Here is a 25565-nt window from a genome sequence, read left to right as displayed (position 1 = left end):
TAATAATATGTAAAAATGATAAAAAAGTATTAGCCTGCTGAGTCAAGTAAGCTTAATTTTACATCACCTATAAAGTGTATTTGTTACACTAACAAAAATTGGATGTGAAGTTCTTCTATAGGTTGTCGGGGCAAAGAAGGGGGTGTTTTTAATGATTGGCGGCATTTATAGAATACTATAAAATTTGGATCGAATTGTATTAGATAGAGTGCAAACTACACCCTATGTTTGTAACATAAATTAACAGTTTTTGATTAGCCCAATGTGAAACCAATTTTCAATTAAACTATTAACTATGACAAAAAATCTGCGTTTGTTGTCTTTATTGCTGCTCCTTTTTGGCCATTTACTGGCTTTTGGGCAGACAAAGACAGTCACAGGTACGGTGACTGACGACAGCAGTTCACCCCTTCCCGGAGTTACCGTTGTGGTAGAAGGTACCGCCATTGGTGTGGTTACCGATATCGACGGCAATTACAACATTAGTATCCCTCAGGAGGCCGAAACCCTGGTGTTCAGTTTTATTGGTTTTGAAAACCAGATTATTGAGGTGGGCGGTCGTTCTGTAATCAATGTAATGATGCAGACTTCCGACTTGCGCCTGGATGAGGTAGTGGTTGTTGGTTATGGAACCATGAAGAGGAGTGACCTTTCGGGTGCTTCTGTTTCTGTAGGTGAGGACAAAATTAAAGGTTCGGTAATAACCAACATCGACCAGGCCCTGCAGGGGCGTGCAGCCGGTGTAACTTCCATGGCTACTTCCGGTGCCCCCGGTGGTTCGGTATCCATCAGGGTACGTGGACAAAGTACCATCAATGCCAATGCCGAGCCGCTTTATGTGGTCGATGGCGTTATTTTGCAAGGCAGCAGCGCCAGCGGTGCTTCTTTGGGTCTGGGTGATCGACTGGGTAATGGTTCCGTTTCTTCGGTCTCTCCCATTTCTTCTTTGAACCCTGCCGACATCGAGTCGATGGAAATTCTTAAGGATGCCTCTGCAACCGCAATTTATGGTGCGCAGGGTGCTAACGGGGTGGTATTGATTACCACCAAAAAAGGCCGCAGTGGCCAAGCCAAATTTTCCTACGACGGGATGTACGGTATGCAGCGTCAGGCCACCCGCCTGGAAATGATGAATTTGCGCGAGTTTGCTGAGTACAGCAATACGGTGGCGATGGACTTCAGTACAAGAGATGAGCGTGCTGAGTTTCAGGATCCTTCTCTCTTGGGTATTGGAACCAACTGGCAGGAGGCTATTTTTCAGTTTGCCCCTATGCAACAACATCAGGTCTCTGCCCGTGGAGGTACCGAGGCGGTTCGCTATTTTGTTTCGGGCTCCTACATGGACCAGGACGGAACCATTGTTGGTTCTGAGTTTAAGCGTTATTCTTTCCGGGCCAACTTTGATGCCGACTTGAAGCCCTGGATGAAGCTGGGTGTCAACACAGCTTATTCGATGACCGATGAGAAACTGGGTCTGGCTGAAGGAACCGAGGGCATCATTACCTTTTCTCTTTTGACCCCTCCGGATATTCCTATTTATGACCTTGAAGGAAATTATGCCAGTGAGGTGAGGGAAGGTTACAGTCGCATCAACCCCATCGCCAAGGCGCATGATGAAGACCTCTTGCTGGAGCGTTCTAAACTAAATGGCAATATTTATTTGGACCTTACACCCATTGAGCAACTCACCTGGCACACTGAACTGGGTTTTGATATCGGAGGCACACGTGGGGAGGTCTTTCTGCCCGAAGTTGCCTATGGCAACTGGTCCAGAGACATCAACGAGAGTTCCATCCAGAGGAACAACAGCAGTTTTATGCAGTTTAAAAACTATCTGACCTATGCAGATTCATACAATCAGCACTCCTACTCCGTAATGGTGGGTCAGGAGGCCTGGGAATCAAAATGGGAGAATCAACGTGTGATTGGTATTGGTTTGCCCGGCAACGAGGTGCGTAATCCGGTATTGGCCAGCGAGAATAAAATCAGCTCTGGTTTTGGCAGTTCTGCCATGGCTTCCTTTTTTGGTCGTTTAACCTACAATTTTGACAGTCGTTACGGCCTTACCTATACCTTCCGTCGGGATGGTTCTTCCAACTTTGGTCCCAAGAACAGGTGGGCTAATTTTCATGCCTTTGCCGGTTCCTGGCGATTTACCGAGGAGGACTTTTTTCAGGGGCTGGACCATATCGTAAGCAATGGTAAGTTGCGTTTTGGCTGGGGACAGACCGGTAACTCCAACATTGGCGGCTATGCCTGGGGCGCTGCCATCAGTCGCATGCCTTCGGGCCTGGGTATGGGTTACCGCCAAAGCAACATTGCCAACCCCTATATCAAATGGGAAACCCAGGAGCAGTTGAACCTGGGCGTAGATGTGGGTTTGTGGCGTGATCGCATTAATCTGGTCGTGGATGTGTACGACAAAACATCTAAGGATATGCTGATGGATTTGCAGTTGCCCTCTTATATGGGAACCCGGGGCAACCAGTCCTCTGCACTTGCACCACCCAAAGGAAACTATGGTACCATCAACAACAAGGGGATAGAGATTTCTTTGAATACCCGAAACATGGTGGGTGCCTTTGAATGGGATACCGACATTCAATGGTCGGCCAATAAGAACACCCTGGAGGCTTTGGATGGAACGGCCAATGCCTTTATAGAAGGCTATGGCCAGTGGAGCGACGTGGTTACCATAACCAATGTAGGTGAATCCTTGTACAACTTTTATGGCTATAAGGTGGTGGGTGTTTACAAAGACCTCGCAGATCTGCAGAGTTCGCCGAAGTCGGCCAAGTATCCTGAGGACGGCCAAACTTTTGACCGCTACAATACGGTTTGGGTGGGCGACTTGAAGTTTGCTGATTTAAGTGGTCCGGATGGTAAACCTGACGGAGTGATTGATGAGTACGATCGCACCAACATTGGTTCGCCCATGCCCAAATTTACTTTTGGGGTAACCAATACCTTCCGTTACAAAAACTTTGATTTGGCTTTGTTTCTGAATGGATCCTACGGCAATAAGATTTTCAATTATACGGCCATGCAACTTTCCAATATGAAGAGTGTATGGGACAATCAGCTGGCGGTGGTTAACGATCGTGCGCAGCTGGTGCCAAAAGATGATCAAATTGCTTATCCCGGTCTGGCCATTGACGGAGTCACTGAGGTGTATGCCTGGAATGAAGACATCAGCAATATTCGGGTGGCCAATCCAGGTACAAAGGTGCCCCGGGCTATTGCCAACGACCCCAACGACAACGACCGCATCAGCGATCGTTACGTGGAGGACGGTTCTTATTTAAGGATCAAGAACATTACGCTTGGTTATACCTTGCCCGGGCACTTGACCCGACGCTATCAGGTAGATAATGTTCGGATCTATGTAAACCTGCAAAACCTGTACACTTTTACCGAATATTCGGGCTACGACCCGGAGGTGGGCGTAAGCACCTTGAGTAACAATGTGTATGGCCTCGATAACGGTCGTTATCCGGCACCCCAGGTTTACACTGTGGGCTTGAATTTGTCTTTCTAAACAAAAAAACACAAACAGATGAATAACAGAACATTAAAATATCTGGCATTGTCTCTGGGGGTACTGGTAGGCTTGAGTTCTTGCGAGGACTTTCTCGATCGCCCTACGGAAGACAATTACAATGTGGATAATTTTTACCAGACCGACGAGCAGTGCTTTCAGGCGGTAAATCCCATCTACAATTCGCCCTGGTACGACTTTCAGCGTGGCTTTTTCAAAGTTGGAGAGGTCCTGGCAGGCAACTATTACTGGGGTGGGTCGCCCTATATGACCTACACCATGAATTCGAGCGACGAAGATCTGGTAAATATGTCGGCCTCTTTGTGGTCGGTGAATGCTTATTGCAATGGCATTTTGGAAAACATTGATCTTAAGTCGGGCCCCGAGGTAAGCGAAACGACCAAACAAACCGTTAAGGGTGAAGCCCTTGTTTGGAAGGCGATGACCTATTTCTACCTGGTTCGTGTTTTTGGAGAGGTGCCCATTGTGCACAATAATTCTGCGGAAATTGCCGCTGGCAATTACAACGAAAAGTACAAGGCCACGATTCCCAATATTTACGATTACATCCTCATGACCCTCGATAAGGCCATTGAGTGGTTGCCCGAAAAGAATGCGACCGGTCGCATTGACCGTTATTCGGCCTATGCCTTAATGTCGAAGGTTTATCTGACCAAGAGTGGTTACGGCATGGACGGCAGTCGCAACCAGGACGACCTGGATAAGGCAGCGGCTTATGCTTTGAAGGTGATTGATGAAAGTGGTCGGGAATTGGTTCCCGTGTTTTCAGACATCTTCCGCTTGCAAAACAACTTTTCTTCAGAAAGCCTTCTGGCCTGGCATTGGCGTGGCGATCGGGATCCCTGGACCCAGCAAAACACCTTGCAGTCCGATTTGGCCTTAACCGGATTCACCGAGTTTGGCGACAGTTGGGGCGGTTATGCCGGTCCCTCCGTTGACCTCCAGGAAGCCTTTGGTGAAGACGCTCTGAGTCTGGACCGGGTGAATCGGGATACCCGACGTAAGGCCACCATGATGATGTATGGCGATAAGTACGAGTACTTCTGGGCCGATAAGGGTGGTTTCGACTGGGCCGATTACAACTTAAATGTTTTGGAGGAAGTGCAGAGCGGAACCGGAGCCAACCAGGTGAAGCACCTGGTCGGCAACAACAACGACCATGTACTTGGTCTGGGCTATGGTATGGCCAATATGGCAACCGGATTGAGTACGCATTTGATTCGACTGTCTGATGTTTATTTGATTTATGCCGAAGCTGTTTTGGGCAATCAAGGTTCCAGCAGCGATGCCAAAGCCCTGGAAGTATTCAACCGCGTACGGGCGCGTGCTTTTGGAAAGCCTTATGACGAGTTTCTGAATACTTCGGATGTGGCGACTTCGCTTACCTTCGACCTTATTTGGAAGGAGCGTCGTTTGGAATTGGCCACAGAGGGCGATCGTTGGTACGATTATGTGCGTCTGCACTACTTCAACCCCAATAAGGCCATCAATGAGCTGCGCGATCAGGCCCGAGGTACTTACAACGGATTGAAGGCCTTTTATGAGACGGGAACATTGGATCCTTCGACCACCTATTACAACGAGGTGCCCAAGCCCAATATCAACGATTCTCACTTTAAGCTGCCCTTCCCCGATACGGACCTGACAATGAACAAGCATTTGTTGGAAGAGGCCGTTGAAGTGGACATCTCTCAATTCAGTTATTAATGGGTCGTGTTGTTAATGTTTAAAATGATTTTTATGAAGCGATATAATAGCAATCATCTGGGTCGTTTGCTGCTGATTGTGGCGGTGGCTCTAATGGGAACTGCCTTTCATTCGTGCGAGGAATACCCTGATGCCTATGAGAGCACAGGTGGGGTCCCCGAGGTAGTGTATGTTCGTCTGCCGGCTCCTGAATCTGCGGATTCACTGATCACAGCCGCCTTTATGGAGAATACGGTTGTTCTGGTTGGAAAAAACCTGACCAGCATTAAGGAGATTTATTTCAACGATCAGAAAGCCATTCTGAACAACAGTTTTATTACTGCCAATACTTTGTTTGTCAATGTGCCCAAAACCATTCCGGAAGTGGTGACCAACAAAATCTATATGGTGACCACCGGAAAGGATACCGTTGATTTTGATTTCTCGGTTTTAGTGCCTGCTCCTGCAGTGAATAGTATTTCTAACGAATACGCCCATGACGGACAGGAAGTGGTGCTGAGGGGGGATTATTTCATTGATGACCCCAACAGTCCCTTATCGATTACCATGGCTGGGAACTTGTCGGTGCCTGCGGAGAATATTCTCAGTGTGGAGAAAAATGCCGTACGTTTTGTTGTGCCTGAAGGCGCCGAGAAAGGCTACATTAATGTGAGCAGCATTTATGGAACCAGTCGCTCCAAGTTTCAGTTTCGCGACGATCGGGGGATGATTCTCGATTGGGACAATCTGAATGCCAACGGTGGCTGGCGTGCCGGTAATTTGCGTACGGATGATCCTGTGGAAGGCATATCGGGTCAGTATGTTTATTTCTCAGGCGCTATCCCTGGTGACCTGAGCGATTGGAACGAGGATGGTTTTTCCTTTAATTTGTGGGGTTCTGCCAATGGGCGACCCGAAGGAGATTTGTTCGACATCGACCCATCTACCGCTCTGCTGAAGTTTGAGGTGAATGTGCTTGACGGCTGGTCGTCCAATGCCCTGCAAATGATCTTTACCCCCTGGGAAACCAACGGAACCAACAGTTACATTGCCGATGCAAGTGTTCCGCGTGGATTGTGGTCGCCATGGAAAAATGAAAGTCCCTTTACTACCGATGGCTGGATGACCGTCGTGGTTCCGCTTAAGGACTTTAAATACGATCATACGGGTAAAGACATTGGTGCTGCAGGTCCCGGTAATTTTGGCGGATTGACCTTCTTTGTTTACCATGGTGGTGTTGAAGGTCCGGCTAGTTCGCCTCAGATTTGCATCGACAACATTCGTGTAGTTCCTGCTGAGTAATTGACTAAAAAAATATTGAATTATGAAGAAGAAAACATATAGTTGGTCGGCATTGCTGCTGATGTGTCTTCTGGTGTTTGGTGCCACTCTTTCCTCTTGTGATGAAGGGGAGGACTTGGATACCAACCAGATTAAAGCAGGCGACATTGCTTTGAATGCCTTTGGTCCCTCCCCCGCCATGCGTGGGGGAGAGCTCCGCTTCATTGGAACCAACCTGGACAAGGTGACCAGCATAGATTTGCCGGGTGCCGAGGGCATTACAGAAATCACTAAAGTTGGAGCGTATGAAATACGGATTATCATTCCGCAAACGGCCCAGCCGGGTGTGATTGTTCTGAATACCCCGGAAGGGAAAATCACAACCAAAACACCTATTGGGTTTTCTGAACCCATTTCTATCTCGGGTATGACCCCTCTTGCCATTAAGGCGGGTGCTGTATTGTCGATTCAAGGCGACTATCTTAACACCGTGGAAGAAGTGATTTTTGCCGACGGGATTCACGTGCTGAAAGCTGATTTTGAGTCGCAAACACGTGCTAAGATTGAAGTTAAAGTGCCGATCACTGCGCAATCCGGGAAGGTCATTGTTTCTGATGGGGCGGATTTGCTTTCTGATGGCGAGGAAATTCCTGCCTGGGTTTACAGTGAAGAGGAACTGGCGGTTACGCTTCCCTCTTTTTCGGAACACAGTCCCGAGACCCCGAAAGCGGGTAATACTATGAGCATTTCCGGTGCCGATCTGGACCTGGTGGCCAGTGTTCGTTTTGTCGATGCAGAGGTGGTGGAATTTGAGGTGGCCGAGGATGCCAAATCATTGACTTTGGAGGTCCCGGCAACAGCCAAAGATGGTGCCGCCAGTCTGGTTGCTTATTCCGGTCTGGAAGTAGCTTTAGGTGATCTTGCTTTTGTAAAGCCAAGCGCTGTTATTGAGGAGATGAAGGAGGCTTACGGAGTGGGTGAGGCGCTGGTCTTGAGCGGAAGCGATCTTGATTTGGTGACTAAGGCTGCCTTTACCAATGGAGAGGAAACCGAGGTATCGGCTACTCAGGATGGAAAGATTAATCTGACCGTAACGGAAGCTGCACAAAGTGGTCTTATCACCTTGATACTGGCCAATGGTGCCACCGTCACTGTGGATGGTTTTGAGACGCTGAAGCCTGTGGCCGAGCTTCCTGCCGATGCTACGCCGCTTGATGAGCTCGATGTTGTTTCAACCCTCGGAAACAGGGTGAAAACTGTGCTCTTTGGCGACCTGGAAGCAGTGGCCACAGCTGGTGGAAGCGGCTTCCTGGTTACTGTGCCACTTGCAGCCGAAACCGGTGACGTGACTTTGGTTATGGACAACGGGGAGACCGTTGCAGCCGGAAGTATTGTAATCAATGCCTATACCTTTGCTGCGATTTCTGAATTTGCTGAGGAATCCACCACGATAGGGAATTTACTGGAATGCTCTGTTGTTAATGGAGAGAGTCTGACCAATGTGTTGCTCAATGGTGTCGAGACCCCATATTTGCTTGTAGGAACCGTGCTTTACGTGGCTGTGGGCGTCAATGTAGGGGATAATGTAATCACCTTGGTGTCGGACGAAACCAACGTGGATTATACGATTAGTGTTGTTGCAGCCGGAGAAGTAGAAACCATTCTGTACAATACTCCAGTTGATTTGACAGCCTGGAGTACCAACTATGAGTTGAATGTAGATTTCTCGGGTGCACCGGAAGATGCCGTGGTGCGTATCAGATACACCAAAACCAACGATGCGCCCCAGTTTAAGGCGTTTAATGGTCACTGGGAACCTCAATACGATGGCTCAGCTGACGGTCATGCTGCCGATGTGGCTGCTGCCGATTACATTGATCTTCCCTTGTCGATGTTCCCTTACAGTGATTGGGGGTATTCGATCATCCTGCAGGGTGATGGTATGATTGTTTCGTCTATTTCCTGGGTGAAGGATTATTCTGCACCAAAAGCAATTTGGGAAGGTTCTTTTGATAATGCAGGATGGGCAGGAAACCAAGACTTAGCTTATGGAGCTTTCGATTGGTCAACTGTAAAAGCGGGACAGACTCTCTATTTCACCTTTACTGTGAATGAGGGAAAAGACTGGGCATGTATATCTCTTAGACATGGTGAAGGATGGGGTAACTTACCTACTCCGGAGACAGCTCAATTTGATTTTGGGCCAGGCGATACAAGTTTGGCGTACACCCTGACTCAAGCTGATGTGGACGACCTTGTGGCGAATGGAGGATTGGTGGTGACTGGTGATGCGTTAACATTAACTAAGATTGCCCTGAAATAACCGGCCATTGGAATTTAATTATAAAAGAGCCACTCCGCTAAGGGGTGGCTTTTTTTATCGCACAATGACGAAATTGTACTAGGGAAAAGCTTCTGCTCCTGTTATTTTTGCCATTGAACATTTTATGCAACAGTATGAAAAAATTTGTTTATATCATTTTAGCCTTGGCTTTGACTGCTGCAGCCTGTGACGATAAGAAGCAGGAGCAGCATGAGGCCCCCGTTTTATTGAGTACCTCCCCCGCCGATCAAGCTGTGGATGTTTTGTCGGATCAGGTGATTCAGCTTCGCTTTGATGAAGTGATTACACCTGCCTCTCCATACAATATTACCGTAAACAATGAGGCGGTGGAAGTCCGGGTTTCCAACTTGTCGCTTACCACCCTGGAACTGGTTTTGGTATTGGAAGCAGGTCGGACCTATACCGTGCAGGTACCTGCCGGTGCGGTGGTGAACAGTTTTGGCGTGGCTTTAGAAAATGCTTTTTCATTCTCTTTTACCACCAAAGCAGTGCAGGTGGTGGCACCCGATGAGCAGCCGGTGGTAGCGAACCCCAGTCCGGAGGTCGTAAAGGTGTACAACTACCTGAAGGAACAGTACGGCAAGAAGTCCCTTTCAGGAACGATGTCTAATGTGTCGTGGAACATTAACGAAGCGGAATGGGTGCATCTGCATACCGGAAAGTGGCCGGCTATGACAACGGTGGACTATGGTCATTTGAATCACTCTCCCGCGAACTGGATTGATTATAACCACACCCAGTTTTTGGAAGACTGGTGGTTGGCTAACGGGCTGGTTGGAGCAGGTTGGCACTGGGTGGTGCCTAAAACCGAGTCGGTGGTTAGCGATCCCTTTACCTACACCTATAAAACTGAGGAAACAGTCTTTAGACCGGGTAATGCGCTTACAGAGGGCAACTGGGAGCATGAAGTCTTACAGGCCGATTTGGCTGAGATGGCCGATTACCTCTTGTTGCTTAAAGAGAAGAACATCCCGGTGCTGTGGCGTCCCTTGCACGAAGCCGCCGGCAACATTTATGAATACAACAATGGTACCGCCTGGTTTTGGTGGGGTGCCGGAGGTGCCGACAACTACAAGGCTTTATGGATACATATGTTTGAGTATTTTGAGTCGCGTGGTCTCAACAACCTTTTGTGGGTGTGGACTACCCAGACCAAAGACGCTGCCTTTTACCCGGGCGATGCCTACGTTGATATAGTGGGGCGCGATATCTACAACAATGGTTCAGGCAGCGATATCGCTGCACAGTTTGCTTCCATTCAGGCCGAGTACCCCAATAAGATGGTGACTTTGAGTGAGTTTGGCTCTTCAGCGTCCTTTTCTAAGCAGTGGGAAGCTGGTGCTTCCTGGTCTTACTTCATGCCATGGTACGATTACCATCGCACCTTAAATCCCGGTTCCGAGGCTTTTGCCGGAAGCAGTCACGAACACGCCGATGTGGCTTGGTGGCAGGATGCCGCTGCGCATGCCGACGTGCTGTGGCGGGAGGATCTCCCCAGTTTGAAATAGTCAGACGCGTAAATGCTTAAAGTTGGATTGAATCTAAATTGTATTTTCTAACTGTTATTCAAAAGGTTGCTGTTGCAGCCTTTTGTTGTTTAATTGACTTTATTGTTAATGAGGGTGTTTGGAAAAATTAAAATAATACTTAATATTTGTATCTGTTATGCACCTTTCCCTTAACGTATGAAACACTTATACCTGATCGCCCTTTTTCTTTGGAGCCTTTCTGTTAACGGACAGGTGAATGCCTATATGGATGACTTCCGCTTGTCTGGCCATTCTGATTTTGAAACAGAACAAGAACTCCTGGCTCAAAGCGAGTCGCTTTTACCTCAGATGCTTCCTTATTTGCAAGATTCTTTGTCGCAGGTTCGGCAAAAAGCTTATTACTTGATTTACCGCAAGGGTCTTCAGCTGCCTTCAGCTGCACGCGACCCCTTTGTTATGACCTTGCTTCAGGGCTGTAATGATGAAGATGGGAGTGTGGTGGGGCAAAATATAATTTGGTTGCAGGGTTTTGATAAGTCAGATTTTTCGCCTCCGGCTCATGATCTGTTGGAAACGTTAATTAGAAAACCGCGCTTGCCTCACCGACAGCACTTGCTGATGTTGGCCGGATATGTGGAAGCCGGCAAGGAATTGATGAATCGGTATTTGCTGCAGTCCGACCTTGTGGCCAGGGACCGTTGGTACATGAATTTGGCTTTGGCCAGGATGGGTAATTCAAACAGTGTTGCTTTTTGCCTTCAGACTTTTGAGCAAATGACGCTCAGCAACGAGTTTGTGGAATATGCGGTTCCTGAAATGATTTACACCCGTCACAAAACCATCGTGGATTTATGTGTTACTTACCTTAACAGCAATGAGCCCCTTTGTTCTTCTGCTGATCCGGATAACGAAGGTGCGATGCTTTGTGGTTATCGAATTTTGGAGTTGGTGGCTCCTGTGATAAAAGACTTTCCGTTGAGGGTAAGTGCTCTGGGGACTTTGGTTACCAATGATTACGAGGCAGCACTCTCCGCCGCCCGTATTTGGTTTGAGCGACACCCCGATTATGTGGTGAATAACGAACGATTTTAATTGAATGACATTGTTAACCTGAACCCGGTTATGCGCTTATTTTCTAATCTTTTCTGGCTGCTTGTTTTAACCCTGCACATTTTTGGGGGGACTGTAAGCTTTGCATCTTCTACACATGACAATTTGTTGGCACGGGTAAAACAAAAGGAGCTGCTTAATGAGGAAAAAGTTGCTGCAGCTTTGGCAGCGATGGAAACGGTTCAGCAGACCGGAGCTTACATTGATGCAATTTCCGATTTGTTTGAAGATGGTGTGGTAACGTTGCCGGTAGGCATTCGCAAAGGCGAGTATGAGCTGATTATTCGGGAACTCTCCTATAATAAAGAAACCGATAGGAATCGGGTGCTGGCCTCTTGTGCTTTTCGGTTTAAAGACGATGGACAGCCTGTTGCTTTTGAAGGTTATGTAGATGTGGAGGGGCAGAAGGGTCTGGGAACAACAGGGATGCTGGAGTTGATTACCCCTGTCAGCAGAAGAATGGGGTCTGAGCTGGCTTTGGTCTTTAATGAGGGAACCCGGGTGAATTTTGGGTGTGAAGGGGTTGAGTCTTTTTATGCAAACATGGTCCTATTGGTCGATTCTGCAAAGATTAAGCCGGTTGATGCTTTGGGGAAACCCACGGGTGGCATGCTTAGAGCTGATTTCGAGGGTTATTTTGAGGATTTTGATAACTTTTCGGTCGACTTTGATTTTGCTCAGTCCTTTGGTTTTGCGGGACTGGACGGTTTTGTCTTTACTTTACACGGTGCAACTCTGGATCAAAGTGATGTGTTTACTCCTACTACCGCACGTTTCCCTGATGGGTACGGCGTGCAAGAGGAGGAGGCCCTTCGGAATTTATGGAAAGGGATAGCCATCAGTAGTGCAAGCGTAACGCTTCCCGCTTTTTTTAAGAAGCCGGATATGCAACTTGCAGAGGGCCAGGGGCCCACCATCCAAGATCGTTTGATGCTTGGATTTGAGCAGGTCATTTTGGACCAGAATGGCTTTTCGGGAAAGGTTAGTACCGATAGTGAAATATTTAGCAGTGAGTTGTTGGACCAGACGCAATGGGACCTTTCACTAAGTGGCTTTTCGTTGGAACTTTTAAAAGGAGCGGTCTCGGGCCTTTCTTTTTGGGGGGATATGAATATTCCCCCTTTCGGAAAAAATTCGCTCCTGCCCTATGAAGCCAGTTTTAATCACAGTACCAACAGCTATGAATTTGAGGTGGGTATATCCGGGGCGTTTGATTTGCCTGTTTTGGGTGCTTCGGTAGATTTGAACCGCAACTCGTATGTAGAAATTGTTGTTGAGGACGGCGGCATTTATCCTACGATAAATGCTTGTGGCTTGTTGTCGATAAACGCTGCCTTGGGTAAGGGTGATGGGGCTAAAAAATTGAAGATTCCTGACATTCCCTTTGAAAATATGCGTATCAGCAGGGCCGCCCCCTATTTCGAAATAGGGTCAGTGGCGCTAACAGGGGATTTGAGATCCCCTGAGTTGGCCGGTTTTGAACTTTATTTGGAGGAGATAGCACCCTTCACTTCTGAAAAGGGTGGCGGCTTGGGTTTTAAAGGAGGAGTAAAATTGAGCGATGTTTTTGGCGGGGAAGCTGGCGTTCAATTGTATGGCGATTATGCAAAATGGAAGTTCGACAGAGTTGGTGTAGATCAGATTTCTGTTGATTTTAATTCCGATGCTTACAGCGTGTTGGGGGCGGTTGAATTTAAGAATGGAGACGAGTTGTATGGCAGTGGATTTCGTGGGGAGGTTACTTTTACTTTATTGGATAAGTTTAAGTTGGATGCCGTTGCTGTTTTTGGAAAGAAAGACGACTACAGGTATTTTTTGACCGATGTGTTTTATGAGACTTCCCCTGCTGCCGGGATTATTATACCCCCGGTACCGATATCTTTTTATGGTTTTGGAGGGGGGCTGTACCGCCGAATGCAACAAACCTACAATCCAGAAATTGACAGCGATTTTGGAAAGTCCTTATCGGGGATTGGGTATATCCCGGATAAGAAAGTAGGTATGGGTTTTATGACTTCTACCAAGTTTGGCATGGCTGGAGTGCCTTCGGCCTTTAGTGCTAAGGTGGGTTTTGAGATACAGTTTAATGACCATGGGGGACTCAACTTTGTGCAATTGAGAGGTGATGCCACCTTTATGGACTCCCCGGATAAGTGGGGGAATTTGGCCGACAACATTAATGGGGCCGTACAAAAGCTGGAAAAGACCGGAGGGGCCATTGAATTGGCTGCCAAAAGCGACTTGAAAGTGCCTGAAAACATCCAAAGTGGGTTTTTGACAGCATCCCTTTTGATGGAGTACGATGCTGCACACAAGGTGTTTAGTGCCGACCTAAACTCCTATTTGAATGCCGGATTTATTAAAGGGGTTGGGGAGAACAATCGAATGGGCTGGGCATCCATACGTATGGCGGAGGATTCCTGGCATGCCTACCTGGGAACGCCAAATGATCGTCTGGGAGTAGAGATTCTGGGCCTGGCACGCACTGATGGTTATTTTATGATTGGCGACAATATTCCGGAGTTGCCGCGTCCTCCCGAGAAGGTGTTACAGAACTTTAGTCAGGCCAAGCAGGATAAGTTGAACAATCGTTCGACCTACGACATGGCCCAAGGCAGCGGTATCGCTTTTGGGCAATCGTTGCAAGTCGGATTTAAAGCTAAGTTGACCCCTTTTTATGCCAGCATGGGGGTGGGCATGGGCGCTGAATTTTTGTTGAAGAATTATGGAGCCAGTGCTTATTGTGCCGGAAGTGAACCTCCTTTGGGGATTAATGGTTGGTACGCACGCGCCCAAGCCTGGGCCTATGTAGAGGCCGATATAGGGATGGAGGCCACTGTCTTTGGATCGACCCGGAAATTCAGCATTTTGGATTTGTCAGCCAGTACCTTGCTGGAGGGTGCCGGTCCCAATCCCTTCTATTTTTCGGGTGCCGTAGGGGGGCGGTTCAGTGTTATGGGCGGTTTAATTTCTGGTAGGTGCAACTTCGATTTTGAAATTGGAGATGAGTGCAAAGTGATGGGGGGTAGTCCTTTTGGCGAAGAAATTATCGCGCAGTTGACTCCTTCTACCGGAGAGAAGGATGTGAATGTTTTTGTGGCACCGCAGGCAGTGTTTAACATTCCTGTGGGCTTGGAGATGGAAGTGGAAGAGGCTGAAGGGAAAAAAGCCTGGTACAGGGTTACCCTCGAAGAGTTCAAATGCTATTACAAAGAGACAGGAGAGGAGATTTTGGGGGCCCAGGAATTTACTGAAGAAGGCCGGGTGTTGGTGCTGGATCCGGAGGAGGCCTTAGAAAGTCAGAGGGACTTGGTTGTACGAGCAAAAGTGGGCTTTGAACGACGCGTAACAGGCAACTGGAGCAAGGTGCTGGGCTACGACGGGAAACCGGTATTTGAAGAAAAGGAAGTGGCCTTTACGAGTGGAGATCGCCCCGATCATATTTTGCCTGAACACGTAAAATACAGTTACCCCCTTGATCGGCAGTACAACTTCTATTCTCAGGAGTACGACCAGGGCTATTTGCTGGTGACTGAGAACTATGCTTACCTGTTTTCTGCCGACATTCCCGAAGGTTATACCCAAACCTTGAGGCTGACCGACAGTGATGGGAAGGCTCAAAATACTTCTTTCGCTTACAGCACGCGTAGTGCTGGGAGCGACATTCGTTTGGAAATCAATTTTTCTACTGCCGGGTTCTCCTTTAAAAATGACGAGGTCTATCGCATGGCCATTTTGAACGTGCCGGAGACTGTTTCGGGGCTCAACGACAATATTGCCACTACCACCACCGGACTTGGCGACTCCGATTCGCTTTTTGTTGAGAAAAAGCAGGCCGAAGGCTCTCTGGACTTGTTGGAAGAGGATCAGATTTATGCCCTCCATTTCAGAACCAGCTCCTACGATACTTTTGTGGAGAAGATGAAGAATGTGAAAAATTTCGAGGGTGGTAAATGGCAACTTTATCCTTATGTATACAGGGTGGTATCTAATCTTAATGAGACAGGCCAAACCCCTGAGATGTTCGATTTTTTTGAACACAATATGCCGCAATCGGAACAGAACCTTATCGGCATCGTCCCTGATTATCGGAATACTCAATGGTATAACTTCCAGGTTAAGGATTTAATCTATGAAAATGAAGCTTTAAAACAGTATTTGGGAGTGGAGTCCTTAAACCCTCCAGTGCAGGAAAAAGTGGTTCTCTTGGCTCTGTATTCAAATAATATCACTTTAACTGATGAATATTTAGGATCAGGGGGCAGACCATCAGTGGTTAATATAGGCGCGATAAATTTTAATGCAGCTAAGTATGTTGATGGTGATTTTGTGGATTTAAAGAATCAATTGGCTAATATGTTGATTGCCAAAGGCAAATCAAATGCCGCGATAGAGGATTTTTTGAAGGTAAACCATGTTCCAAGCCTTGGGAATGGAACCTATGCACTTAGTTTTAATTATCGTTTGCCTGGAAAAGAAATTCAAACGTCAACGGTAAGTCGGCAGATATTGGTGAAAGAGTAATCAGGATTATTGTTGTAATTAAAATGGATAGAATGAAAACATTAAAATGGTTAGTCCTGCCTCTATTATTAATGGGGGTATGGAGTTGTGAGAAAGATCCGGAAACAATTATTGAGATTGAATTGATTTTTCCGAAAATGGATCAGTTACTTCAAGATACCTTGAAGCAAAAGTTTGTGTATACAGCTAGAATGATGAAAGACGGTAATGAGGTTAAGAAGATATTTTTTGATCATATATGGATGGGTACGGATCCTGATAACCTAATGAAGCAATCTGGTGATCTGATTGACTTGGAATCCGGTAGAACTTATTACTGGCAAGTTAAAGCTACGCTAGACAGTGGGAGAGAATTTGTTTCAGAAGTCAGGCGTTTTTATACTGCACTGCCAAATGTGACGAAACTTCAAACCAGCACTGGGAATATGACTCTTAATATTACCTGGGAGGATAGTCCCTTAATGAGATATGTGGAATTCACTTTTAGTCCCGAGTTGCTCGAAGAACCCAATCCCATCAGGGTGGAGAAGGGGGTTGAGAGCCTGGTGCTCAATGGGTTGAGTAATTATGTTGAGTACGACATTCACTATCAAGCGATAGATGCCCTGGGGCACATTTCTTTGCCTGATTCTACCTGGGACGTTGCTTTTGATCCTTCGGTCAGCATACAAGACATTGATAAGAATGTTTACAACATTGTAACGATTGGTAAGCAAATTTGGATGCGCGAGAATCTAAAGGCTACAAGATACAGTGACAGTCGTGAGCCTATTCCAGCTAAATATCATACTGCTGTGACTACACCATCGGGCAATAAAGAGCGGTATTATGATGCATATAGGTTTGGAGAACTAATGGAATTGGGCAACCCCTGCCCCTGTGGTTTTCGGGTGCCTACTGATGAGGATTTTATTGAACTGGAGCGTTACATTCAAATGTCCGAGGAGGATTTGTATTTGATGGAATACCACAGGGATAGGGGGGCTGAACAGCAGGTTGCTCGGTACCTTAAGAGCGAGGAGGGTTGGAAAGCTTATGAAGGGGTTGAGTCAGGAGTGGATTTTTATGGGTTTAATGTTTATCCGGTAGGATTTTATGGAGGCCCTAACGCTAATCAACTCGTAGGGTATGGGGAAACTGCAGTTTACTTAACGCAACCATTGAATGACGAATATGGTACCATATTGTTTCGAGAGTTTTCTTACAAGGACAATGCCATTGAAAGGTGGAGGGTTGCCACTAGGACGAGTGATTATAGTATTCGCTGTGTCAAGGATGTTGAAGAATAAGGATACGCTTCGTAAAACGTAAGAAAATGAAAATTGCTTTTACCCTGCTTCTGCTTGGACTGTGCTTACCCGGAATATCTGCACAAGGGGCTCTTGATGAGGAGGCCTGGTTTAGGTATTGTATTGGGGTAAAGGGGCGGTTTCATTCCGGAAGCGAATGTCTTACGGGTCGAAAACCGGCTTTTGAGAGTCTTAAAATTGAATTATGGGGTGGAAAGGAGGCAGGATCCCTTATTGAGCAAAAGGACGGGCTTACTCAAGATGCCTTGAACGAGGGGGTGTATTTTGATTACTTGCTAAAAGGGGCAGTTGATTTTAGTTCGGACTCGTTTAAAGTCCATTTGCCAGATAATAGAGACTTAACCCTTTATTATGACCTGAGGGTTAGTGAAATTAAGAACGACACGCGTAGTCATGGCACTTTCTTTAATGGCATAGATGGTGTTGTCGGCTTAAATGTCTTAGAGGAAATCAAGGCAAGCGACCCTTGTTCCAACAGCTTTAATTGGCTTGGTAAGGATGAGTTTTATAGCATGTCTTTTGATGTAATAGTGGATGATCCTGTTCCATTAAGTTATTTAAATGGAGAGGACGATAAGGGACTTCGATTGCATCCGGAGCAAGATCAATTGACGTTGATTGTTGGGGACTTTTATCAAAACTCAAATGGAAGTCCCCGCCTGCAGGTGGCGGTTGGTAATGACCTTTCAAAAGCTCAATGGGTGACCATCCCCTATATCAATGTTCTTCCCAATACTACGATTAATTTGGCCTATGCTCAAATTTCCGGAGGAAAGACTTCGGCCAGGTATAAGGATTGGTTGGGAGAAAACCTGATGTTCAGGGTGTCCAAAATATTGATGAATGGCAAGGAGAGTTACAGCTCTCTGGTTACGGGTGTTCAGTTTGATCCGCCCGGTCCACAGTTTTATATTCGGGAAGTTACGCGTAGTGCTTGCGAAAGTTCTATGGTTAATGTTTTTGTTTGTCTTTCTGATGCCCGGGATGCTTGGTACATGAAGGAGGAGAACAGTAAGTTCAAGTGGATGTACGAAGTTAGAAGGCAGGGCGAGAGTTCTCTTGATAATCCATTTAATACTGGAACTTGCACCATGGAATTTGATCGGGTTTTAGAGACCGGTGAAACTCAATATAAGCTGAAACCTCATCCTGAAGGGGGAGGTTTGAGTCCCTTTACAATTGATGAGGAATTGGTGTATTTGTTGCAATTACAAGACCTTGACAATGATAGCGTTAACTACTGCACTCGGGAATTTACTGTGCCTGCCAGACCGGATTCGGTGGAGGTGAGTCAACAAGCTGCAGCTTTTTCACTGAATGGCTCCAGCTACAATTTGCTGAGCTTGGATAAGCCTTATGCAATACTTGATATTAAGGACACCTGGGATTTGGCACACCTTCGTCAACCCTATAAGATCTATAAGGGAACACATAGAGAAGGGGGGCCTTTGCTTCTTGTCAACGGGGCGTCCTCAACTTATGAGGATTTGAGTGTGGAGGAGAAGTACCAGGTATATCTTCTTTTTATGGAGGATTTTAACAGGCAGTTCTATCATGGCACCATGCCAGTTAGCAGGCTTAGTCCATTTGGTCGCTATTTTGAATCGCGTTTTGCGATATGGAGAGCTCAGAAATCAGGGCCAGCTGAATATAAGGGGGACTATACAGAGCCGCCAAGGTCCTATTCTCTGCCTTCCATTAGTAAAGAGATAAAACTGCTTTCCAGTAATAAATTGTTTTTTGTATTTGGAGATATGGCAGACCAATCTTTCGATGCTATTAATTTCTCATTTCCTATAGGGAAAACTGGTTTTGGAGGCTATGGAAGCAGCACCACGAAGGATAGTCACGTTTTTGCTGTAGATGACAATGGGAATGTTTACGATGTATTTGATGGAGCTAAAAAATCTGTTAAAGTGAATATAATCGCTGATGTTTTTGTGGAGGACTATAATGCAGATGTTTTAATTACACGTGATCCCTCGAACACTGCCAGCACAGCCCCATTTTACTGGACAAAGATTAGTTCAGACGGAAAGGTCAGCAAGACAAAAATTGCAGATGCGGGAAAGAATATAAAGTTGACCTCTGATGGGAAATTCTGCTTTTATACTTCCATGGACGGCACGATTCTGTATGTTTTTAATGGGACCAATACAACTACGCTTAATAGTGCTTACCAAATAGCAGAAATTGTGGGAGTGGATGTAAAAAACAAACTGTGCTTATTTCGTAGTGGAGGGATAGTCTATTCCCAAATTTATGACATGAATCATTATTACAATGACTTTTTCCACCTTAGCTACTTTCGCTCCTGGCGCAATGATTTTCAGAATGATTTTTGGAAGCGATGGATTCAAAATAAGTACGGGCATCGCCTTTTAGGGGTAACCCCCAATGTTAAAGAAACCTATATCTTAGTCGACCAGGATGGCTGTGATGTGTCTTTTGATGTTGAAGTACGGATTCCGGAATTGCCCAATCTTGACGTTTCGATTTCAAAAATTCCAACAGATCGTTGTGCGGCAAATGGTGAAGCTGAATTGAAGTATTTTGGAGGTGGCAATCCCCCATATTCTTACGGGCAACAAGCTTTTCGGACTCCGGAAGATGTGATTACCATTGATGATCTCAGATATGGTGAGAATTGGGTGGACTTGTTAAACGATAAGGGGGAAATTGCGGCAAGAAAACTGATTAATATCGAATTGACCGATGGGGCCTCCTCTCATAAGAAAGATGCAACTTGTTATGATGGGGCGGATTATAATGGGCGCATAGAGTTGGTGCTAACCTCAGAATTTGCGAATACCGATAACAAAGTGCTCATTTTAACAAATCTTGCCACCAGGGAAGTGAAAACCCTGGCAGTTGGATCCACTTCTTTGTCGGGGGCCTTTGATAATCTGGATCCTGGCGAGTACGAGATTAAGGCTGAGGTTGGTGGATGTACTGTTCATCAGGAATCTATCGTGATTGAGAATCGCCTGTTTTCGGTTATCTGTCAGGCTGATGATGCTGAGACTTTTGGTGGTACAGGAGCCTTGGAGTTTGATTTTTCACATCGGAGTGGAAATGTGTCCTGGGCTGGTGATTATCCGGTTCAATTAAGAACTGTTTCTGTTCCTAACTTTAGTTTTTCCGATGTGCTACCAGATGTGTATGACGGTATTATTGCCGTTCATACCGATGATTATAATCGGACTTGTGAATATCCCGTGCCTCAGGTTACTGTGCAGGCGCCTATGTTTTCTGCCGAAGTAACACTAAACGCTATTAAAGAGGAGGGTGAGGCTGCTGTTAACTTATCATGTGTTTTTACTCAAGTGAACGAATTGGCTTCTGACGAAGCGAGCGTGTTGTTGTATAAAGATGGAGTCCTTTTTCAACAGAGGGAGGTTGATTTAAGGGAGAATGAACTTGGGTTTTCTAATCTGTCCATAGATGACGGTGCCTACAAGGTCGTTTTTTCGTGTGTAAAGGGGGCGATAGATTTGGCTGAATTTAGTCTTCCCTTGCCTGAAGTTCACTACCGAAGGGAACTAACTCCGGCTGCTTGCCCCAACGGAAGTAATGCGTTGGCCTTAAGTGAGCTGTCAGGAGGATTTGGCTCAGGGAGTTATTTGTTGAGCATTGATGGGAGTACTTTTTCCAAACAAAACAGCTGGTCCTTTTCCGGTTCAAATGCAAAGGTGTATGTTAGGACCAGTGAAGTAGCTACATTTCATGTTCATAACAGCGAAGTCGTTTTTTTTAAAGAATATACACACATTGTTGATGAGGCCTTGAGTTATCCGGAAAGAGTCTCTGCCGATTTCTCAGATTTTGACGTCAGCTGTTTCGGAAGGAACGACGGACATATATCCATCATGAATGCGCAGAACGGCAGTGGCAGCTATCAGTGGCGTTTGGGGAACAGTGATGTGTGGAAGGATACTTTTGATACTTTTGGTTCTTTGTCGCCCGGAGTGTATGAGGTGTTTTTACGGGACAGTGGGAATGAATGTCCGGAAGTAAAGATTGGAACGGCTAACATAACGGAGCCGCCTGTATTGGAGGTGATTGCTAAGGACAGTATTGTCCCGATTTGTGCTGATGGTACCGGCTCTGTGTCTTTGCGCATTGATGGGGGTAACGAATTTTATAAATATCAGTTATTGGTCAATAATGATTCCATTGTGGCGCAATATCCTTCTGGAGGGCAGCTGGACGAAGACAGCGGTGAAGAAGTGTTTTTTGCAGCGGACAGTACTTATGAGGTTTCCGGTTTAACTGCGGGGTCGTACAGAATATTGGTTCAGGATGTGGCCGGTTGTGAACTTGCTGAAAGCTTTGAGTTGCCCAGCTACCAGAATCCTACCGCAGGGCAGGTAAAGGTGGAACCGGCTAAGTGTTTTGCTGATGCAAATGGGTTTATTGAATTGGATGGTGTTTCGGGAAGTGATGTATTAGATAGCTTGTTTTTGACGGCTGATGATGGCAGCCGAATGGATACCCTAAGATGGCCCAATGCTCGTTTTGATGGACTGGCGGCTGGCGGCTACAGCTTGTATTTGAAGGATAAAAACGGCTGTTTGTCCGACCACATGAGGAGAACGGTGCTTCAACCCGAACGCCTAGAAATTCATGAGGACACGATTGTCCCTGTAGTGTACACGGGTGCTGAGACCGGAAAGATTATGGTGCATGTAAGTGGGGGCAACAATCCTGCCTTTATGCATGCCCGCTTGTTGGAGTTTAATGCGGAGGATGGAGAGGAAGTTAATATTGTGGCTGAAAGGGAGGGCCGGATTACCGGCTTTGAGGGTTTAAGAGGCGGGACCTACACGCTGGAGGTGCGGGATGTTAAGGGTTGCCTTGCAAGTATGTCGCCCATAAAGGTTGACGAGCGGGAAGATGCGTTGCGTCTGGAGCAAAGAGTCGTGACCGATGCGCTTTGTAATGCCGGGGTTGGTAGTTTAAGTGTGGAGGCTTCTGGTGGTTGGGGTGGATACACCTATCGGGTGCTTGGCCAGGGAGGGGCGTCCAAGGTGCCTACCTTCGAGTCTTTATATGCGGGCACTTATCTTGTTATGGTTGAGGATTCGCTTGGTGCTGTGGACAGTGTTAGGGTTACCATTAATGAGCCAGGATTGCTGCAGGCCAGGTTGATTGATGAGGTGTTGCCTACCTGTGAAGATAATGGCGCATTGACGTTTGAGGTTTCTGGTGGTGTTGGTCCTTATCAGATGTTTAATGAGGGTGGTACGGCATTGGCCGGGAGTGATTCGGAGGCTTTTACTGCGCCTGAATTGGGGGTTGGAGATTACCGGTTTACCGCCCTCGATGCCAATGGTTGTCGGACTGATTTTACCGGCTCTCTGAATGGTGAAAATCTGTTGGATGTCTCCCTTGTTGCAGTGCATTTTGTTTCCTCACCTGGTGCTGAAGACGGCAGTTTGCGTGCCTTGGTTAAGGGTGGGGTTGCGCCCTATGTGTATCGTTGGACCAACCTGTTTGAACCGGATCTTGCCTTGGATGCTGCAGGCGACGAGTTGAATGGTGTTGGTTCGGGTTATTATAGAGTTCTGGTTAGTGAGGAAAATGGCTGTGAAAAAAGTGCTGCTTTGCTTCTTCCTGACTTTAATGATGGCTTTATGGTGGTGGACACTATTGGACATGAAAGGGGTTTGGGTGCCAGCAATGGTTTCGTGCGTTTGTTGGCACAGCAGGCCGGCCTTGATTCTGCACATGTGTTTTTTCCGGATGATTCTGTTGTTCGTTTGTATGGTGCTGCCGATGGCCTACATGAGGGTGTGCTTGCGATTAATGGTTTAGGGGGTGGAACGTATGCGGTTGTTGCTTATGGGCCTGCAGGGCGCGAGGTGGTTGATTTTGAAGTGATCGCTTATGAGCCTTTTGTGTTTGGCAGGGTGGATGTTTCGCATGTTTCGAAGGTAGGAGCTGGTGATGGCAGTATGGTGGTTTCGGTGCAGGGTGGTGCTCCTGATTTTACTTTTGGATGGGAAACACTTGATGGTGATTTGGTACCGGTTCCTAATGGGGTACTGGGTAATGAGGGCCGGATCTCGGGTTTAGCCGCCGGTACTTACAGGGTCCGTGTGCGCGATCGTTACGATAACGAAATTAACCGGGAGGTAGAAGTTGACGAGCCTCAGTCTGAATTGGAGCTTGTGATTACTGATTCGGCCAATCAGTCTTGCTTTAACTATACGGATGCATGGGTGACTGTTGAGGCGCAGGGTGGCTGGGGTAACTATCATTACCGCCATGCCAGCGAGCCGGAGTTTTTGAAATCGTTCCGTTGGTCCGATTTGCCTGTAGGAGAGCATAAGTTCTTTACGATGGATCAAAAAGGAATCGTGGACAGTGTGGATATAAACATAACTGAACCGGACTTGCTTCGGGCCAATGTGGCATTGGTAGACAGCGTTGATTGTTATGGCGGAGGGGATGGAAAGGTCTATTTTGATGTGGATGGCGGAACGGGTCCTTACCGTTATGCTTTATTGGAGGAAGGGGCTGCCTGGAGGGCATCTACCGCTGTACTTGGTACGGATACTGAGGATGGTTTGTTTTTGTTTGCCGACAATCTGCCTGAAGGGCGGTACGTTTACCGTTTTACGGATGCCAATAATTGTATGGCTGCCGACACGCTTTCGGTGTATGTGCCGCAACCCGATGAGCTGATTTTTGGTGTTGCCGATGTTGTGCATACCACCTGCGATACCGATAATGGCAGCATTGAAGTGCTTATGCAGGGTGGTTCTGCGCCCTATAGGTATGAGTGGACCGACAATTCGGGAACTGTTTTCAGTTCCGGGTCTTCAGTAGATGGCTTGGAGCAGGGAGGTCATTACAGCTTGAGGGTGTGGGACAAAAACAATTGTACAACGGGTTTGGAGCAAACCGTTAATGCATCTACACTTCCTCAAATTTTGCAAGTCGTTACTACTCCTGTGCTTTGTTTTGGCGACAGTAATGGTAAGGCTGCTGTAACCGGGGTTACTCCTGCCGAGCCTTTTGCTCCCTATGGTTTTGAATGGTCGAATAGTGCGGAGGGGGATAGTGTTGATGGTTTTTCTTCGGGACGCCATTGGGTGACTGTACGTGATTCCAATGGTTGTGAAACAACCAGGTATTTTGATGTGGCTAGTCCCGATACGCTGGGATTGAGCCTTGTTGAATTGAGGGATGCGCATTGCTTTGGTTACAGTGACGGTCGCATTGAGATTCGCCCTTTTGGAGGGGTGGGCGACTATCGTTTTTTGTGGAGTAACGGGGCCGACACCCCGGCTGCTGAGAATCTTAGTAAGGGGCTTTATACCTTGTCGTTTACCGACGCCAATAATTGTTTGTTTGAGGAAAGCTTCGAGATTAATGAGCCGCCCAAGGAGGTGGTTGATGTGGGTGAGGACTTAAGTATGTGTCCCGGTAACTCCATAGTGATTGATGGCCGTGATTTTATGGCCCATCGCTGGACCAAGGGGGAGGAACTTTTGTCTGAAGAACGCTATTTTATGGTAGCTGCTGAAGGTGAGTATGCGCTTAGGGTGACCAACGATCGGGGATGCTATGCCTACGACACCCTTTCGGTAAGCATCGGCAACGATGCTTTACAGGCTGATTTTTTGATGACTTCTGAAGCTGTGCTCGGTGATACCCTTATGCTATTCGAACTTTCTAACCTCCCTCTGGACAGCCTGAGTTGGGCGTATCCCGACGCCGCGTTCAGTAAGGAGCTGGCTGGAGAGGTGGATGACTATGTTTTGCATCTGAAAACGCTGGATGAGGGGATGTATAATGTGACGCTTTATGCTTATTCGGGGGGCTGTTTTTCACGGAAGGTGAAGCAGGTCGAAATTATGGTTGATGGCGATGTCGACCCGGAGGATGAGCTGTTGGGCTATCAGGATCCGCTGATAAAGCGCTTTGGTGTATCGCCCAATCCCAATGATGGTCGTTTTAATGTGGATGTTGAGCTTCGTGAGGCAGCAGACATTCATTTGGCTGTGTTTGGCGTTAGCATGGGCCAGAAGTTGGCTGAGCGGAGGAGCAGTGGGATGGAAACTTATGCCGAATCGTTTGTGTTGGCCAATGCGAATACTGGTGTTTATGTGGTTGTATTATCGGCCGGCAAGGAGAGAAGACAAGTTAAAATAGTAATTGAATAAGATCCTGAAATGCGCCAAGCCCTGCTCATATTCGTCTTTTTAGTGCAAATGGTAATTGCGTCATTTAGCGCCTTGGCGCAAAGTAAT

Annotated in this window: 9 protein-coding genes; all 9 read left to right on the top strand. The window is 46.9% G+C overall.

Going from position 1 to position 25565, the window contains the following annotated elements; all coding sequences use genetic code 11:
* Positions 1 to 295 precede the first annotated feature (295 nt).
* On the top strand, positions 296 to 3538 hold the full coding sequence (locus B4W65_RS14335) for a SusC/RagA family TonB-linked outer membrane protein (RefSeq protein WP_088655862.1): 3243 nt from the start codon (positions 296 to 298) through the stop codon (positions 3536 to 3538).
* Positions 3539 to 3556: 18 nt separating this feature from the next.
* The gene (locus B4W65_RS14330) at positions 3557 to 5266 is read left to right on the top strand and encodes a RagB/SusD family nutrient uptake outer membrane protein (RefSeq protein WP_088655861.1); all 1710 of its coding nucleotides are present in this window, start codon (positions 3557 to 3559) and stop codon (positions 5264 to 5266) included.
* 33 nt (positions 5267 to 5299) lie between these two features.
* Positions 5300 to 6547, top strand: coding sequence for a glycan-binding surface protein (locus tag B4W65_RS14325; RefSeq protein WP_088655860.1), 1248 nt, complete (start codon positions 5300 to 5302; stop codon positions 6545 to 6547).
* Between the two features lie 22 nt (positions 6548 to 6569).
* Entirely contained in the window at positions 6570 to 8849 is a 2280-nt protein-coding gene (locus B4W65_RS14320; RefSeq protein WP_088655859.1) for a hypothetical protein, read from the top strand.
* A gap of 134 nt (positions 8850 to 8983) precedes the next feature.
* Positions 8984 to 10378 carry a glycosyl hydrolase gene (locus tag B4W65_RS14315; RefSeq protein WP_088655858.1) on the top strand — a complete coding sequence of 465 codons (1395 nt, stop codon included), beginning with the start codon at positions 8984 to 8986 and terminating at the stop codon, positions 10376 to 10378.
* Between the two features lie 177 nt (positions 10379 to 10555).
* Entirely contained in the window at positions 10556 to 11452 is an 897-nt protein-coding gene (locus tag B4W65_RS14310) for a hypothetical protein (protein WP_088655857.1), read from the top strand.
* 30 nt (positions 11453 to 11482) lie between these two features.
* Entirely contained in the window at positions 11483 to 15994 is a 4512-nt protein-coding gene (locus B4W65_RS14305) for a hypothetical protein (protein ID WP_146697798.1), read from the top strand.
* A gap of 32 nt (positions 15995 to 16026) precedes the next feature.
* The gene (locus B4W65_RS14300; protein ID WP_158522854.1) at positions 16027 to 17283 is read left to right on the top strand and encodes a fibrobacter succinogenes major paralogous domain-containing protein; all 1257 of its coding nucleotides are present in this window, start codon (positions 16027 to 16029) and stop codon (positions 17281 to 17283) included.
* A gap of 26 nt (positions 17284 to 17309) precedes the next feature.
* On the top strand, positions 17310 to 25478 hold the full coding sequence (locus B4W65_RS14295) for a hypothetical protein (RefSeq protein WP_088655854.1): 8169 nt from the start codon (positions 17310 to 17312) through the stop codon (positions 25476 to 25478).
* Positions 25479 to 25565 lie beyond the last annotated feature (87 nt).

It is taken from the genome of Geofilum rhodophaeum (genome assembly GCF_002210225.1).
Classification (GTDB): domain Bacteria; phylum Bacteroidota; class Bacteroidia; order Bacteroidales; family Marinilabiliaceae; genus Geofilum; species Geofilum rhodophaeum.
Note: the sequence above shows the minus strand (reverse complement) of the source record. Positions and strands in the feature narration are given on the sequence as shown.

Excerpts from the sequence above, each read along its gene's own strand:
- B4W65_RS14335 (WP_088655862.1), top strand. The coding sequence starts at position 296 with ATGACAAAAAATCTGCGTTTGTTGTCTTTATTGCTGCTCCTTTTTGGC.
- B4W65_RS14330 (WP_088655861.1), top strand. The coding sequence starts at position 3,557 with ATGAATAACAGAACATTAAAATATCTGGCATTGTCTCTGGGGGTACTG.
- B4W65_RS14325 (WP_088655860.1), top strand. The coding sequence starts at position 5,300 with ATGAAGCGATATAATAGCAATCATCTGGGTCGTTTGCTGCTGATTGTG.
- B4W65_RS14320 (WP_088655859.1), top strand. The coding sequence starts at position 6,570 with ATGAAGAAGAAAACATATAGTTGGTCGGCATTGCTGCTGATGTGTCTT.
- B4W65_RS14315 (WP_088655858.1), top strand. The coding sequence starts at position 8,984 with ATGAAAAAATTTGTTTATATCATTTTAGCCTTGGCTTTGACTGCTGCA.
- B4W65_RS14310 (WP_088655857.1), top strand. The coding sequence starts at position 10,556 with ATGAAACACTTATACCTGATCGCCCTTTTTCTTTGGAGCCTTTCTGTT.
- B4W65_RS14305 (WP_146697798.1), top strand. The coding sequence starts at position 11,483 with ATGCGCTTATTTTCTAATCTTTTCTGGCTGCTTGTTTTAACCCTGCAC.
- B4W65_RS14300 (WP_158522854.1), top strand. The coding sequence starts at position 16,027 with ATGAAAACATTAAAATGGTTAGTCCTGCCTCTATTATTAATGGGGGTA.
- B4W65_RS14295 (WP_088655854.1), top strand. The coding sequence starts at position 17,310 with ATGAAAATTGCTTTTACCCTGCTTCTGCTTGGACTGTGCTTACCCGGA.